The organism is Chitinophagales bacterium, assembly GCA_041392475.1.
Lineage (GTDB): Bacteria > Bacteroidota > Bacteroidia > Chitinophagales > UBA2359 > JAUHXA01.
The window spans coordinates 2,261,711-2,278,636 of the sequence record JAWKLZ010000002.1 but is presented as its reverse complement, the minus strand read 5'-3'; the positions used below and the strand labels follow the sequence as shown (position 1 = coordinate 2,278,636).

Here is a 16,926-nt window from a genome sequence, read left to right as displayed (position 1 = left end):
CAACAACGAGAAAAGCGAATATAGATTCGCTGGTGTCATCACCGCAGAAATTATCAAAGAACCTTTTGTTTAAAGATACTTGAAATTAAAAAAGGTGGCTTTTGATACTATAGAGTAGCTCAAAGTCACCTTCTAAAGTATTTAGACTTTGGACGAGGGAGCAGAGATGCGAGAAGTGGGATATTAATCAATTGATAATGAATAACTTACGATTAAACGACAAAAACAAGTAAATCATTGATTACCAAACCTTTACATCTTGCGCTTCTCACTTCTTTCGTCCAAAGTCCAAAAGTATTGTATTTCCGTTTTATTACTTTATCAAGGAGGTTTGTTTTAGAGACTTAGTGCAGAATCATTACTTTGCTACGATATGCTTTCTATTCTGCAATCAATTCCGATGAATAGTAACGCTATAAATATAGTAAGCAAAAATCAAATATATAGCAACTTATTTTTCAACTAACTGCTTCAATACAATCATGTTGAAAAACCAATTAATAATCACATAGCCTATCCTTTTATTTCCCATAATTGGTTTGCAAAGCTATTTTGAAGTTTTTTTCTGCAATTCTGGATTGGGTGATTTCATCGAAATATTCTACTGCATCGTGTACCCGCATAAACTGATTTTCTCGACCAATTGTACTGATGAGTTTGCCTTTGTAAAAAGCATCTCGAACGGGGCCAATCACACCTGTAAAATAGAAACTTATTCCTTTTTGAGCACATTCCTCAATCACTTCCTCCAATGTATGCATACCCGTAGAATCCAAAGCGTGTATACTTGAAGCCTCCAATATAATCACTTTCAGATGATTACCTTTCTCATTTATGAATGTTTCCAAGGTGTCTTTGAAGTGATTGACATTCGCAAAATACAGTTCGGCATCAAATCGAATAATCAACATATCCTTGCGTTTGAGTGCTTCGGGATAGCGTTTTACATTGCGGTAATAGACAGTGTTGGGAAGCTGACCTAGTACGGTCATGTGTGGCTTGGTGCTGCGATAAATAACTTCACCCAAAGAAAGTAAAATACCCATCAAAATACCTGTGCCTATACCCATAATCAAGGTAGCAAAGAAAGTAATCACCAACATAATCAAATCGCTCCTATCACTACGAAATAAATATTTAGGTTCCTGCAAATCAATTAAACCAGCCACAGATATCATGATGATAGAGGCTAAAATGGTTTTGGGCATATAGTAAAGAAGTGGTGTCAGAAACATCAATACCAATGCGACAAAAACCACACTGATCAAACCTGCAATATTGGTTTGTGCGCCTGCTTTGTCATTGATAGAAGTACGTGAAAAACTTCCTGTGGTAGGAAATGCTTGAAAAAATGAGCCCATTAATTTGGACAAACCCAAAGCGATTAGTTCCTGATTGGGATCAATTTTGTAGTTCTTGTGTTTGCTTTCCATCGTTTTGGCAATGGCGATGGACTCTATAAAACTAATTAAACCAATGGTAATCGCAATGGGAATCAGTTGATTGAAGTGTTCGAAAGTAAAAGAGGGAATGGAAAAATGAGGTAGGCCTTTGGGAATTTCTCCAATGGTATTCACACCCATTTCTGACCAGCCAAAACCATATACTGCAAGTGTGCTGATGATAATGGTTACAAGGGCAGAGGGAAATACAGGATGGATTTTTTTTAAGAGTTGAATCAAGATAATTCCACCGATACCAATACTCAGTGTTAGAAGGTGTGTTTCTTGAATGTGAAGGCCAATATTCCAAACAATTTCGTGGATATAATTGCTTCTAGGAATCTCTATACCCAAAAAATACTTAAATTGCGTTAGACCAATAATCAATGCTGCTGCGGAAGTGAATCCACTCAATACAGGATGTGATAAAAAATTGACCAATACACCCAATCTCAATATTCCCATTGCCAGTTGCATCAGTCCTGCCAATAATCCTGTAAAGATGGCCAACTGAATGAATAACTCTGTTTCTGGTTCTGCAAATTTACCTACTCCTGCCATTACAAGCATAGACACAATCGCCACAGGACCAACTGCTAACTGCATAGACGTTCCAAAAAAGGCATAAACAATCAATGGAATAAGAGATGCGTAAAGTCCGTAGATAGGCGGCAATCCTGCAATCAAGGCACAAGCCATCGCTTGAGGAACAATCATAATGCCCGATGTCAGACCTGCAATGAGGTCTGCACGCATTTTTTTCTTATCATAATTTGGCAGCCATTGGAGAATAGGGATATAATTCTTTAGTCGCATGTTGGCAAAAATTCTAAAAGTGCTAGGTAATTTAGATTTTGGATGACAGATGCAAGACTAAAGATTTCAAATAAATGATCGCAACAGGTTTATGGAGTTGTATTATTTGATTTTAAATCGTTGGGTATCAAATATTAAATATTTTTCTTTGCCCTTGTGCCTTTGGTACATCCAAAGTCCAATAGTTTTGAGCATGTAAATGCAAAGGGAATAAGAGGATGCTATTTTTTTACAATTTCTTATTGTATGTGTTTATCTACAAACTGAGAGATATTTAGCCATATAGACCTCGACAATCTAAACATATAAGGCCAAATTAACAATATAAAAGCAATGCAAATCCACAAATAAGTTCGGCTAATGTAGCCCCACAGAATCAAGGAAAAACCCAGTACTACAATCAAAATAACGGCAGTAACAGCATAACTGACAAACATCGCCCCATACCAAAATCCTATTTCGGGTTCATAGTTTAGGTTACATTCAGGACAGTGAGAAGGCATTTTATCAATATCATTGATATTGTATGGATTGGGGTTCTCAAACAATTTTCCTTTGTGGCATCGAGGACATTTTAAACTTAGAATGGTCCAAAGTCTTTGCTTCATGATGTGGTATTTTTATCCTACAAAGATACGCAAAACGCCAATGGTTCATAGTAACATTGGTTACAGTGCTATTGCACGATTACTTTTTCTACCATGATTCGCTGCCCATCTTGTACTTTCACAAAATAAATGCCCGATTTTAGTTCAAATGGATGGGTAAACATTTTTTGAGGAATGACATTTTTGGAGAAATTTTGCAATGGACGACCTAAGATATCATATACTCCAAACTGCAAAGTTCCATTTTGTGGAAAATCGTATTGAAGTTCAAATGTACCATTTGAAGGATTTGGATACAGCACAAACCGATTTTGGTGCTCTATTTCTTCAATACTTGTTGTAATTGGCAATTCTATAACCAAAGTTTCATCCGCCTTCAATTGAAGCGTAGTCGAATAGGTTTCGCCATTGAAATTGACGGGAATGTTGTACGAACCTTTGAAAGCACGGATATTGATGCGACCATTTTCATTGGTAAGCAATGTTTTATTTGTCCACCATTCTTTGAAAACCAAGTCAATAAATGACTGTCCTGAAGGCTTTAGATGCCAATTGTTGTCAAATAGCACTGCATCACCCAAGCCATGTTTAGAATCCCAAAAACCGTCCATTAAAAAACCTTCGGTGCTTGGATGACTAAATACAACTGTCAGAAAGTCACGCATATAATCTGCTGATACACTCTTACTCATTTGTACCATATCAAATTCGGTGATTTTTATCTTTAATCCGAATGTCTGATAAAAATTTTCCAGAGTATTATAAATCGTTTCGGGAGAAATAGGATTTTTTCCTATATGCGCCTGAAAACCAACTCCATCAATTTGCACTCCTTTGTCTATGAGTTCTTGAAGGTAAGTTTTGAAGCGGTTGTAGTCTGCGGCATTGCCATTACCTTCGTCTGCACAAATTGCCACACAATCATTGAGGTAAGCAATCATGTCGGGAGATTCCTTACGGGCTTTTTTAAAAATTTCGGCATATAACTCACGTCCTGTCAAGTAGTTACTTTTTCCTACAAAAGCAAATTCCAAACTCCTATTTCCAAGCAGTTCGTTCATCACATCCCATTCTTGCACATTTTCTGCAATAGCAGGGAAGTGAAGCATATTTTCTAAATGTTGGTCAATACGGTTTTTTAAATAATTGATATCTCCACTATGACCAATCATATCACTCGGCATCATATCCCAAGAAGGTTCTACAAGTGTGCGGCCTCGCACTTGAATATGGTGATCCACCAGCCATTGTATAGCAGAAATTGTTTGCTCAGGTGTGCTGAGTTCGTTTTCTTCCCACACATTCCAATTCATGTCATTTTCAAATGTCACCTGATTGAAGCCATGTCCTTTGCCATCAAGATTGAGGATTTTTTCTTGATAAATATCCTCCTGACAATCGTTTTCTACAACCGCACAACCGACTATTGATGTTCCAAAAGCATAATCGTGTTGCTGCATTTTTACGCCAACTGTAGCGTTGGGAATAGGCCTGCCGTTTTCATCCACTACTGTTATTTGTAAGTTGGCTTTGCGATGTGTATCAATACGTTCCGCCGCCGAAGTGCGCCAAGCAGCATTTGCTGCCCTACCATCGTAGGTTAGGTTCGTTTCTTCTGGAAGTTGAAGAAATTCATACGCTTTACCATAATTCAGGACTGCCAAACCTCCAATTTCAACGGTTTGCAGATGAAAATTCAAGTGCCAAGCAATCTGAGCCTCCCAAGAATCAAAATGGCGTTTGGATTCAAAAGGTATAAAATATTGCTGCCATTCTTTGGAGATTTTTGCTTCCATATTTACCTCCTTCACATAGTTTGTATTGTCTTCAAAATACATACTTGTAAACGCTCCTTCCGCCGTTGCAGTAGTGCCACGCATCCAAACCACTATCAAAAGTTTGTCACCTACTTCAATGGGTTGATTGTTGATAATGCCCACACCACTACTCCAAGGATTTTCTGCCAATTCGCTTACTGTTGCTGTAATAGACTTTGTAAATGTTTGTCCTTCTGCATCTTCCAGTGTATAATGGCTCAATCCCCAATAAAACACATTGCTCATGGTCGTAAACTCACTGCCACTCACTATCCATTCGCCACCGACCAAGCCATACTCCTCCTCCAACTGCGTCAACAATCGCTGATGATAGCCATCTTGTGCCGATATTGAAACAGCAGATAGAAGTAAAAGAATCAATGTAAGGAGGTAGATGTGTTTCATAAAGTCACTGTATAAATATTTTGCTATTCATCAGATGAGGGCATGTTTGGTTTTGCCCTCATTTGATGAATGTACAGTTAATTTGCTAATTCCTGTACTAGTTCGCCTTGTTGTACAACTCCATGAGTTGTTTCATAGGCATTTCGATGCGTTGGTCAAAGCCGTCATCTCGTCGCCCATACGCTACCACAAAGGCTTCAGCATATCCCTTGGCTTTGAGTTGTTGTTCTAGTGCATCTGCTTCGTCGTAATCATTGAATTCACCAGTAGAATAGCGTGTCAAGCCATTAGGACTAGTATCCATCATCACTTCCATTCCTGCAACTCCTTCAAAGAAAGGATCATCTTCTGATTTTGGAGTAGTGAATGCGCCTACTTGTACTTTGAAGTAGATGTCTTTTTTATCAAACCCACCAATCAATATAGGGGTTTGAACAGATTTTTTAGACCCTTTGCAGCCAAACTGAGCTGAACAAACAAAAAGGATACAAAATGCAAACAATAAGTTTTTAAGCATTGTCTTAGTATTTTTTAGGTTAAAAATAATATTGAAGCTAATTTACTGCTTTGAACGTTAATAATTGCGTTCCTACGATAAAAAAACTCAATTCGTGCCATGTGTTTGTCTAATAATGCCATTTAGTAGAAAAGGTAGCCATTGAAGCCCACGCACCGAAAATTCTGAAACGAGTGAATGTCCCATGAATTTTTGTAAGTGTCTGCCCCAAAAAAGACGGTTTTTAAATAAGTCATTCCACTCATTTTTATACCGTTCTTCCATTGATGTTCTGCTTATTTTTCCATTCAAAAAATCTATTACCACTTCAGATGCGATGTTAGCTGAATGAATTGCCATAGCCATTCCATTGCCGCAAAGTGGACTGATCATTCCTGCGGCATCTCCACACATCAAAACATGGTCGCAAACTTGTTGTTTGGTTTGAAAAGAAACATTGGAAATAACATAAGGTTTTTCATAAACGGGTTTGCCTAATTCAAAAATTTCCTTCAAAAAAGGATTGCTACTCAGTGCCTTTTGCTGTAAATTGTCAATAGTGCCATATTTCTGCAAACTCTGCTTGGTGGTCAAATAGGCTACATTCACCCAGTCGTTTTCGACTTTACTAACCCCACAGTAACCTCCTTCAAAGTTGTGCAATGCGACTAAATCATCGGGAAAAGGCATTTCAAAATATTGTTTTACACCAATATAATACGAACGGTCTTGAAAAAATGACCGCTTCAAATTTTTGTCTATCAACGATCGTTTGCCATAGCCTCCAATCACTACTTTCGCTTCAAAAATAACTCCTTGTGTGGTCATTACTGCAAAAAAATCGTCTTTATATTCAATGCTTTGGACAGTTGTATTTAAGTGTATTTCTGTGTCGGTTTGCAGAACATGCTGGTAAAGATATTCATCCAATGTATAGCGTCTGACGCTGAATCCTCCCAAATCCAAAGGCTTTTCAATGGATTTGCCCGAGGGTGAACTTAGTTGAAAACGGGTCATTTCTTTGGGAGATAAAGTAGATGGGTGAATCCCTAAAGTATGCCAATAAGGGAGGACTTCATTGGAGATGTATTCACCACAAACTTTATTGAGTGGATAGTATTTTTTTTCAATCAATATCACCTGCAACCCCGCTTTAGAAAGGTGTATAGCACTTGTTAGTCCTGCTAATCCTCCTCCAATGATCAATACATCCTTCATGTTGTTGTTTTATCCTGTTTCTCTTGAAATTTTATCTACCTTTAAACTTCCTTAGGTTTATTTTGTTTTTTTAACATTGATGGATTGTAGTCATTAAAGATAATTATCAAAAATTATTCATTCACAAATGAATAATTAGATTTTAGCTTAGATAGTTTTTAAGCAACCCTATAAATATCCCGATGTATTGAAAATTAAATAGTTGCAGTCTTCTTTTTGATAAAATAAAAATGCAATATTAAGGTTATTGCATTGTACGAATTCATAGGGCTTTTACCATTTTTCCTATAAATATCGATGGCATAAAAATTTGATTATTAGCTGGTTAATTATTTTTTTGAAAACAAATAATATGCCGTTACCATAATCAAGTATTGAAGTCTAATAGTTACTTAAATTTTTATCATCAACATTTTTTTAATTTCCTAAAAAATCATTTTTTTCTATGAAGTCACAAATGAAGTATGTGGTATTTTTATGTATGGTGGTTGTCATGACCTCTTGTATGAGTAAAAAACAATACAGTGCGCTGCAATCACAACTGAATGAGGCCAATAAAGGTTTAACCGAATGTGGAGAGCAGTTGAGCACAGCTTTGAATCGCCTTTCTGGTTGTGAGCAAGAAAAAGTAAAATTGCAAGGCGAACTCAATACAGCAAATAGCTCATTGAAACTCAGAGAGGAGCAAATTATGGGCTTGCAAGGTCAAGTGACAGATGCGAAAGAAACAAGAGATAAACAGTTTTCACAAGTGGGTGATTTGACGGTTTTATCAAAAACTGCAAATGACAATATCAAGGAAACCTTGAGCCAATTGGAGAAAAAAGATAAATACATTCATTTACTTCAAAATGCGAAAACCAAGGCTGATTCTATCAACTTGGCATTGGCCTTCAACTTAAAAAGTGTATTGAAGGAAGGTATTGAAGACAATGATGTGGAGATAAAAGTGGATAAGACAGTGGTATTTGTCAATCTTTCTGACAAGATGCTTTATAAAAGTGGTAGTGCTGAATTGACTCCAAGAGCCAATGAAGTTTTGGGTAAAATTGCCCAAATTATCGAATCCAGACCAGAATTGGAGGTAATGGTTGAAGGTTATACAGACAACGTGCCGATTAAAAATGCTTGTATGACAGACAACTGGGATTTGAGTGTGAAGAGAGCTACCGCCGTAGTGCGTGTATTGCAACAAGCATATAAGATTGATCCCAATAGGTTGATTGCAGCAGGCAGAGGCGAGTACAACTCCTTGGCAAGCAATGACAATGCAGAAGGACGTTCTATTAATCGTCGTACCAGAATCATTATTTTGCCAAAGTTGAATCAGTTTTACGACTTGTTGAATCCGAATAATGCGCCTAAATAATTGAAATTTTTAGAAGCGAGAAAAGAGAGGCGAGAAGTGTGCATTTAAGCATTTCTCGCCTCTCTTTTTTTCACTTCTTTTCTTTATCTTTGGAAAATGAAAAGATTACCTACAGGACGGCAAAATTTTAAAGAAATCATAGAGAGGGATTTGATTTATGTAGATAAAACACTTCAAATCTATGAATTGATATTAGAAGGAAAATTGTATTTCCTTTCTCGCCCCCGTCGTTTTGGCAAATCCTTGTTGCTCTCTACTCTTCAATATATTTTTTCGGGGCAAAAAGAACTGTTTCAAAACCTGGCTATTGCACAAAAAACGGAATACAATTGGGAATCCTATCCCATTTTGCAGTTTGATTTTGCCTCCTATGGACATCGAGTTGAAAACTTGGAAGAACATCTTAGCTATGAAATAGGAGAATATGCTAAAAAATATGAACTTCAAGTTCCTACCGTCTCTCTTTCCCTTCAATTCAAATCTTTGGTGGAACAAATTGCTCAAAAAGGCAAGCCCGTGGTGGTATTGGTGGACGAATACGATAAACCTATCGTTGATTTTTTGATAGAAATACCTAAAGCCAAAGCAAATCAAGAAGTATTGAGGGATTTTTTTAGTCCTTTGAAGGATTTAGAAAAAAATGGACACATTCAATTCCTATTTGTTACAGGAGTTTCTAAGTTCAGCAAGGTGAGTTTGTTTTCTGATTTGAACAACTTGACCGATTTGTCCATCTCACCTGTTGCCCATGATTTACTAGGCATTACACAAAAAGAACTGCTTCAATATTTTGACCCTTATATTCAGCGCAGTGCAGAACGATTGCAAATGCCAAAAGAGGAATTGCTAACAGGTATTCAACTTTGGTACGATGGCTATTCTTTTGAAGGAAATACACGCCTATACAATCCCTATTCGCTGCTCAATTTCTTTGAGCAAAGCCGATTTCGCAATTTTTGGTTTGCAACAGGAACGCCTACTTTTTTGGTGAAAAGCATTCGAAACCACCAAATCAAACCTAGTGAATTGGAGAACAAAGAAGTTCCTGAAACTTTCTTTGACAAGTTTACCCTCGAAAATCTTGACATTGTAGGTTTGTTGTTTCAAACAGGTTATTTGACCATCAAAAAGACTAAACAGAAGAAGTGGGAAATGACCTATTTTTTGGGTTTCCCTAATATTGAAGTAAAGAAGTCTTTGGATTCCCTATTGGAAAACCTCTCCAAGAAAGAGCGAAATGTAGAAACTTGGGAAACACAAGAATGGATAAGGCTTTAGTACAATATCGTTTAATCAAATTGTTTTTAAAAAATAAAATATATATATTCTCATTTTTATTAGAAACTTATGAATTTGAAATTCCTACACTCAACAATCTTTTATTTTAAAAAAAATTGAAGAGTACATCAATATGGAACACCTCAACCCCCAACAAGCAAAGAAGCTGCTCAGTCAAATACCGAGCAAAACCAAACAGGAAAGATTCAAAATCTACCAGCAGGTTTTTTCGACTCCCCCCTATCACAATTCATTGGAGTTGGATCCAGATGGAGCTTTTCATGAAGAATACACACAGTTGGCTGAAGAGTTTGGAGACAGAGAAAGTGTCTTCAAAGCTTGGCGAGAAATTATAATGCTCTATTTAAATGATACAACCAACTTTAGTCAAGTATATAATCGGGCAATGATGGTTTTTGAGCAGGAGCAGGATGTGGTATATCGCTTAGAATTGCAACTCTCCAAAACGCAACACTTGTTTGGTTTAGGCAGGGTGCATGAGGCTGTTGAATTGTTGGATTTAGGCTTAGAAGCCGCTAAGTATTTAGAAAACAAAAGCTTGATTTTTGACCATTATTATTACATGTCGGCTATTGTGTCCGAAAATCGGGAAGATAGAATACGCTATGCAAAGGAAGCATTGAACTATGTGACCTCAAAAAACCAAATACGAGCATGGATATTAGAAGGAGATACGACTGTTCAAGAATTCAAGTATTACGAGGCGAGGGAAGCTTATGGTAAGCTGGAGGAATGGGCTGTTCAAGAAAATAATGAATATATCTTGTTGTATGCTTATATGGGGGTGCAACGGGCGATTTCGATAGCCGCTTTGGACAAGCGAGTGAATAGAGCAGAATATTCCAAATTGGAACAAGTTATGAGGGAGTATCTTCATAAAGGTATTGCACTGGCAAAGGAATTAGGAAGCCTACAAAACATAACTGAGACTTGCTCATACATGGCTAATTTTTACTATAATTGTGGACGGTTTAATGACGCAATCCATCATTATGAACGCACATTGGCATTTGCCAAACAATATGGCTGTCGGAAAGACATAGAAAAAGACGACTATTTTCAACTCTATGATTGCAACAAAAAAATAGGCAATTTTGAAAAAGCACTTGAAGCGTATGAAAAATACACGGCATTGAAGGAAGAAATGTACTCTGTAGAAACTCAAAACAAGATAGCGGAACTGAATACGACTTTTGAAGCCGAAAAGCGAGAGGAAGAAATCGCCCGTTTGACGAAGGAAAATGAACTTTTGGAGACCATCAAAGCGCAAAAAGAGAAACTCGAACAACTCAATCTAACCAAAGACCAGATTTTTTCCATTATCGGTCACGATATGCGAAAACCCGCCATCGCTTTTAGAGGAATCGGCAGGAAGGTCAACTATCTACTCAAAAAACAAGACTATCCTACCCTCATTCGATTGGGCAACAAAATAGAGCAAGAAGCCCTCGCCCTCAATCAACTCACCGACAATCTGCTCAACTGGGCAATTCTGCAAAAAGATGTTCTATCCTACCATCCTCAATCCGTAAATATAGCAGCTATCGTATGCGAGATTGGCGAACTTTTTGACAATATGGCTAAAGAAAAAAACATCGAACTGCTGACAGATATAGATTCAAATCTCACTGTCTATGCCAATGAAAATGCCCTGCGAGTGATTGTCCGAAATCTACTGGACAATGCGCTCAAATTCACTTCAAATGGAGGGAAGGTGAACATCACCGCTTTTGCTGTGGACTCCAACATTCAACTCCAAATCTCCGATACAGGTGTCGGCATCTCACCAGAGAAACTTCCTCATATTTTCCTCCTCCAAAAAGACAAAAGCACCCAAGGTACTGCTGGCGAAAAAGGTACGGGAATGGGCTTGTACCTCATCAACGAACTCGTCCAATTCAACAAAGGAATCATTGAAGTATTCAGTCAATTGGGTAGCGGTACAAGCTTCAAGGTTTTGTTACCGAGGGCTTGAAAATAGACTCATATTATAATTTTTTACCTAATTTACCATTCGCCACATTATACATACCATTCGCCACATTTTTCTTTCTAAATAGGGAAGCATGGTATATTTTTGATAAAAAACGAATAATTATTTATTTAAACCAATATAAATTTAATCGTATGTTATTTATCAAATACTTAAGCAACTCCAACACCTTCAAAATCTGTTTACTAACAGTATGCTCCTTGTTTTTTTCTGATTTCATTCTTGCCCAAGCCCTCCCTATTATTTCATTTAAGTAACTCTAATAAAATAAGTTACCGACCTTAATTCCCCCTTTGAAGGGGGCAAGGGGGATGTAGTTAAAGAAATCGAGAAGTTATTTTATTGGCAATCCTAAGTAAACACAATGTCTGATTTTAGCTTAAAAATACTGATAGTAGAAGACGACCTTTCGTTTGCTCTTGAGCTGCAAATGTTGCTGGAAGAATTGAACTACAGCGTATTGGCGCAAGTCGACAATTCCGATGAGGCATTGAAGGTCATTTACGAAAATCATCCCGACCTCATTTTGATGGACATTGGCATCAAAGGAGATTTATCGGGCATTGAAGTTGGGCATCAAATCAAAGACTTACAAATTCCGATTCTTTACATCACTTCCTTCAATGACCAACAATACTATGAAAAAGCCAAAAGCCTGTCGAATATGATTGGTTATATGGTGAAGCCCATCGCTAAAATATCGCTGAAATCAGCCATAGAATTGTCTATTTCAAAAGCCTATACCCTCAAAAATCAAAACGCCAACACTCCCAGTAGAAAAAGCAACATTGTTCACAAAAACTATTTTTTCTTTAAGCAAAAAGATACCATACAAAAGGTCGACATCAAAAAAATTGCCTTTGTCAAGTCCAATGACAATTACTGCGAATGTTACCTACTTTCGGAAAAAGCTTTTACGGTTCGAATCGGTATCAGCGAACTGGAAAAAATGCTGCCTTCAAAGCTATTTATACGGATTCATCGGCAATTCATCGTGCAAGTTGCTTGTATTGATGCGGTTGACTTTGCCTCTAATCTATTGAAAATCAAATCACATACAATTCCCATTAGCCGAACCAAACGAAAACCCCTAGCTGCTTTGCTCGAATCACTGCGATGAAACAACAACTCAAACAACAAGGACAATAACAACATTTTATTCGGCAATAATTGAAGCCCCTCCAATGGTTTTGCCCATTGGAGGTTTTACGTCAATAACAAACGTTCATTTAATTTATTTACTTAAAAACAATTACAAACATGCGATTAACAATTTCAACACTTACTCTTATGGCATTATTTTAATTTTATTGCGTAACAAAAAAGCGAATTCATGCCAATTTCTATCATTAACTAAATTCATTAAAAAAATGAAACATTCAAATTTACAAGCCTTTCTAAATTTTTTAACCAACAATTCTTCTTTTGGGAAGATGAGCTTATTCTTAGGCATTGCCCTCATACAATCTTTTTTTCTGACAAATCTGACCGCTCAAAACTACAATGTCGACAATACTCAGCCTTACGAAGTACTCATACCCAATTTGGATGTACTGCACACGAATATCACGTTTTCAAAAGAAGATGAACTAAAGGAAACGGTGTTTTACAAAGATGTTGATAGCCACATAATCATTGGCGACATCATCACTTCTGATACTTTAACCAAATACATAGAAACATCGGATATATTAACTGAATTAGATGTTTCAAAAATAGATGCCTCTAAACGTTACCGTGACTCAAATGAGCGAGTGATTAAAAAACTAGAGATACACTGTGATGTCTTTACACTCAACAAATCCTTATGGTTGCCAGAAGTAGATATTCTGATTCACGCAAGAAACGTAAACTTTCTCAATAAATCCATATTGAAAACCGACCCACGCCCATGGAAAGAGGATAAATTAGCCATAGAAGGAAAAGATGGATTGCAGGCGGGAGATATCAAAATCATTACAAAATCAATAAAAGATGTCCACCTAGAAGCAAATGGCTCAGATGGGGCTGGAGTTCTGTTTCCACAAGTGAGCTTTACTCCTCCTAAAACCATGGAATCCGTTGAAGTATATCGTTGCTATCCTCATTTAGATGAAAAATTTGGTGACTGTAGCAAGAGATGGGACTTTGATAAAAATTATAATACAATAGGAATTGTATTTACCAATAAAGACCAAAGATGTGAGAAAGCTGGGAAAAAACCTACATTAAGTACAAACGATGATAATTTTAAATGGGACGGAAAAGATATATCTAATTTGATAGACGCACTTGCAGATACACGATTGAAGTTTTCACATCGAGATTATGGGAAGGGAGGAATGGCAGGGAATGTTTGGGTTGCTTCAGAAGATTTGAATATCTATACTCACTGGAGTAATCAGGGGCATCACGGACCTTACTATAAATCGACTTTGCCATCTATCGATGATATTTCTTTGAAATATAGTACAGAGGGGGATATCATAAAAGGGGATATTAAAGTAACACAAAAAAAGAAATATGTTATAGGAGTGGGTGATAATTATATGTATAGGAAATGGGGGGCTTTAGTTTGTGATGATTTTTGGATTAAGAATTTTCGTTGGGAATGGGTTCTTTTTGATGAAGTCAATACACCTACAGGAGAAAATAATTTTCGAAAGTTCAACAATCTGTACGATCATTATTCCTATTCACCCCCCATTAAAGTAAAGACAAACGAACGATCCACTAAAAATAATTTTACTCCTTCCATTATATATTTAAAACACAAACTGATTTTAGAAAAAAACAAAACAAAAGACTATCAAAGTCTATCACAAGATGATAAAAGTTCAATATCGAAATCTATTGAAGTAATCAGTGAAGGAGTGAACAACCTTGAGAAGGAGTTTAGTACAAACCTAAACAATGCTTCTGACGAGGATGAAAAAACTTTTTTCAAACTAAAATTAGAAGAAGCGAAGAAACTAAGAGGTGATTTGGCACAGGCATCGAAAAATGTAAATGAACGATACCTCGATGAATTCGACAATCCGATGGGGTACAGACCTGTTTTATCTTTTCCAGCCATCAATCAATTGGTGAAAAGTGATATTGATGAAGATTTGGAGCTTTATATAAGAGCCAATGATGCGATGAAAAATATAAATGACCGAACAAAACTGGTTAAAGACATTCCGAAGTTGATGACAAGTCTGAATACTGCAATAGACAAAAATTTTGACGATTTAAGCAAGAATGAAACCCAATTAACAGAATTGGGTAAAGAGGGCGAAAGTTTGGCAAAAGAGGCAAAAAAACTACAAGAGAAATTAAAAAAGAAGGAAACAGAACTTCGAGAAAAAGCGAAAAAGGATGCAGAACAAGAAAAATGGGTGAGAATTGGTGCCAAAACCTTAGCTGTAGCAGGTGCTTGTGTAGCAACAGCTTATGGCGGACCTGCTGCTGGAAAGTTTACTTACTCTATGGTAGATAAATTAGGGAGCGTAGCATCGGATAAAATATATTCTAAAGCAGAAAACGCAGAAGCTGTGATGCAAGAGGTAAACATTGTGCCTCTTTTGGACAAAGTGCGTGAAAACAAATTAGCACCAGTTCAGAGTGAGTTGGCTGATTTAGAGTACCGCAAAAACAATAATATATTCCAAAAAGGCTTCAATGGTTGGAAAGTAGATACTACGGGCAATTACATCACGACCAAACTTCCAGCGTCTCTCGAACAATACAAGGAAAAGAAAGGAGAACTCGAAGGAAAAATCAATAAACTGAATGAAAAAAATGAAAAGATAAACGCCATGGCATCTTTCGCTCTAAAAGGAGGAGAAGAGATATACAGCACATTTGTCAACACTTCTTACCTCAACAATGCTATTGATAGAGTGATAAATAAGTCACAAGAATACAGGTTGATAGGAGAAGAGATAAAATACAATGCTCGTGAGAACGGCAAGTTTGCAGTAAGATTGAGAAAGGAATTGCTGAATAAGGGGGAAATCACCAGCAAAATTTTTAACCTCAGCAATCAGAAACACGAACTGAATAATATTTTAGCCGATGAGGAAGCCTATATGGACCCTTTACTGGCTAATAGCATGTCTCTTATTCAAACCCAGTCCTTAGAAAGATTAAAATGGATGGAGTATCAACTGATCAAAGTATATAACTATACCACATTGAAGCCTTATCCTTATGAGGTAGCCAACTATAGAAAGCTATTTTCGAGAGAATTAAAATCTACCAATGATATTTCTGCAAAAATAGACAGAATGAAACAGGAGTATAGCAACAGCTTGAAAAACATAAAGAATGCAATTGTTTCACATGCCACCAATACCCATAAGCAAGATGCAGAAAATGAGGAGGGAGAATACTACGGAGCGAAAATATTTGTGAACAGCAAAAACGCATTAGAAGCATTGAATGACGAAAAATATTATACCATTGACTTATACAATGATTTTAACGATGCAATCGTACAGCCAGACAAAAACAATATACGCATCATCTCATTTGAGTTGGAAGATTTTGAGTTATCTCGCCCCCTCAAAGGAAGCGAAAGAATTGATTTGACGATAACATTTGACAACAAAGGAGTATTGCGAAAAGATGATAAGTTCTATTTGTTTGAAGATGACAAAAATTCTTTGGAAAAATGGACTTGGACTTTGAGCGCACCGAAAAGTGGCTCAAATGAACAAGCTAAGCGATCCAATGCAAGTCAAAATTCTGAAATCTATGCCAATATGATTAATTATTTAATTGGCGATGGGGGCAAGGTAAATTACAACAATCTGTTTACCCTCAAGCCAGCATGGTCAAAAATAAAGCTGTCCGCCAAAATGGAAAACATGGATGGTGAGGTTGAAATATTGAAACTAAAGTTTAATGTGAGAAGAGATTACGAGGATGTTGTCACCAAGCAAAAAGTATGTGACTTTCGCCTAAATACCAATGATTCAGCTGCAAGACTGATTGTTAAAAATACTAACGATAATAAAACTGATACGCTGAGCCACAGCCAATACAATGTACTTATGGAAAATAAAAACTTTTCTTTGGAAGCAAAGTCAGTAGATCCTTCAAGAGCATTTTCACATTGGGAAACACAACCGACAAAATTGGCTGCAAGTGCTAAAGGAAATACTTTAGAGTTAAACGTTGATATTTTCAATGGGCGAGATTTTAGAGTCAAACCAATCTTCATCGATGCAGATATTGAACAAACTGTGTCTTCTGCAAAATTTGTAAGCTTGTATGAAGCACCCAAACTGTCTTCAGATGTAAAACTGAAGGTACCTCTGTTATATTTAAAGCAAAATATGGAAATAAAAGACTCAGAAGTTGAAGGATTTCAGAGAGTTTTTTATGGATTTGAAGAGTTCTTTGTAAATAAAAAGGACTTGGAATAGAATATTTTTTTTACCTGAAACAGTTTTGCGATTTGTTTAACGCAAACTGTACTCTAAATAAGTACCTAAT

At 36.7% G+C, this 16,926-nt stretch carries 10 protein-coding genes; 5 read left to right on the top strand and 5 right to left on the bottom strand.

Annotation, left to right across the window (positions count from 1 at the left end):
- Positions 1-521: 521 nt before the first annotated feature.
- From R3E32_22465 to R3E32_22445, 5 genes are all read right to left on the bottom strand, one after another.
- Positions 522-2,258: a solute carrier family 26 protein gene (locus R3E32_22465; GenBank protein ID MEZ4887514.1), complete on the bottom strand. Its 1,737-nt coding sequence runs from the start codon at positions 2,256-2,258 to the stop codon at positions 522-524.
- Positions 2,259-2,497: 239 nt separating this feature from the next.
- Positions 2,498-2,866: a DUF983 domain-containing protein gene (locus R3E32_22460; GenBank protein MEZ4887513.1), complete on the bottom strand. Its 369-nt coding sequence runs from the start codon at positions 2,864-2,866 to the stop codon at positions 2,498-2,500.
- A gap of 68 nt (positions 2,867-2,934) precedes the next feature.
- Complete coding sequence (locus R3E32_22455; GenBank protein MEZ4887512.1) at positions 2,935-5,088, bottom strand: endo-1,4-beta-xylanase; 2,154 nt, start codon at positions 5,086-5,088, stop codon at positions 2,935-2,937.
- A 97-nt stretch (positions 5,089-5,185) separates the two neighbouring features.
- Positions 5,186-5,605, bottom strand: coding sequence for an SPOR domain-containing protein (locus R3E32_22450; protein ID MEZ4887511.1), 420 nt, complete (start codon positions 5,603-5,605; stop codon positions 5,186-5,188).
- Positions 5,606-5,692: 87 nt separating this feature from the next.
- Entirely contained in the window at positions 5,693-6,802 is a 1,110-nt protein-coding gene (locus tag R3E32_22445) for an NAD(P)/FAD-dependent oxidoreductase (protein ID MEZ4887510.1), read from the bottom strand.
- Positions 6,803-7,247: 445 nt separating this feature from the next.
- On the opposite strand from R3E32_22445, the gene R3E32_22440 reads away from it, so the two are divergent.
- The 5 genes from R3E32_22440 (at position 7,248) to R3E32_22420 (ending at position 16,856) form a co-directional block, all read left to right on the top strand.
- A complete protein-coding gene (locus R3E32_22440; protein ID MEZ4887509.1) occupies positions 7,248-8,171 on the top strand; it encodes an OmpA family protein in 924 nt (307 codons plus the stop codon).
- A gap of 96 nt (positions 8,172-8,267) precedes the next feature.
- Entirely contained in the window at positions 8,268-9,449 is a 1,182-nt protein-coding gene (locus tag R3E32_22435) for an AAA family ATPase (protein MEZ4887508.1), read from the top strand.
- 133 nt (positions 9,450-9,582) lie between these two features.
- Complete coding sequence (locus R3E32_22430) at positions 9,583-11,445, top strand: tetratricopeptide repeat-containing sensor histidine kinase (protein MEZ4887507.1); 1,863 nt, start codon at positions 9,583-9,585, stop codon at positions 11,443-11,445.
- A 382-nt stretch (positions 11,446-11,827) separates the two neighbouring features.
- A complete protein-coding gene (locus tag R3E32_22425) occupies positions 11,828-12,583 on the top strand; it encodes a response regulator transcription factor (protein MEZ4887506.1) in 756 nt (251 codons plus the stop codon).
- 313 nt (positions 12,584-12,896) lie between these two features.
- Positions 12,897-16,856: a hypothetical protein gene (locus R3E32_22420; protein ID MEZ4887505.1), complete on the top strand. Its 3,960-nt coding sequence runs from the start codon at positions 12,897-12,899 to the stop codon at positions 16,854-16,856.
- Positions 16,857-16,926: the final 70 nt, after the last annotated feature.

Coding starts and splice junctions, on each gene's coding strand:
- R3E32_22465 (MEZ4887514.1), bottom strand. CDS start 2,258: ATGCGACTAAAGAATTATATCCCTATTCTCCAATGGCTGCCAAATTAT.
- R3E32_22460 (MEZ4887513.1), bottom strand. CDS start 2,866: ATGAAGCAAAGACTTTGGACCATTCTAAGTTTAAAATGTCCTCGATGC.
- R3E32_22455 (MEZ4887512.1), bottom strand. CDS start 5,088: ATGAAACACATCTACCTCCTTACATTGATTCTTTTACTTCTATCTGCT.
- R3E32_22450 (MEZ4887511.1), bottom strand. CDS start 5,605: ATGCTTAAAAACTTATTGTTTGCATTTTGTATCCTTTTTGTTTGTTCA.
- R3E32_22445 (MEZ4887510.1), bottom strand. CDS start 6,802: ATGAAGGATGTATTGATCATTGGAGGAGGATTAGCAGGACTAACAAGT.
- R3E32_22440 (MEZ4887509.1), top strand. CDS start 7,248: ATGAAGTCACAAATGAAGTATGTGGTATTTTTATGTATGGTGGTTGTC.
- R3E32_22435 (MEZ4887508.1), top strand. CDS start 8,268: ATGAAAAGATTACCTACAGGACGGCAAAATTTTAAAGAAATCATAGAG.
- R3E32_22430 (MEZ4887507.1), top strand. CDS start 9,583: ATGGAACACCTCAACCCCCAACAAGCAAAGAAGCTGCTCAGTCAAATA.
- R3E32_22425 (MEZ4887506.1), top strand. CDS start 11,828: ATGTCTGATTTTAGCTTAAAAATACTGATAGTAGAAGACGACCTTTCG.
- R3E32_22420 (MEZ4887505.1), top strand. CDS start 12,897: ATGAGCTTATTCTTAGGCATTGCCCTCATACAATCTTTTTTTCTGACA.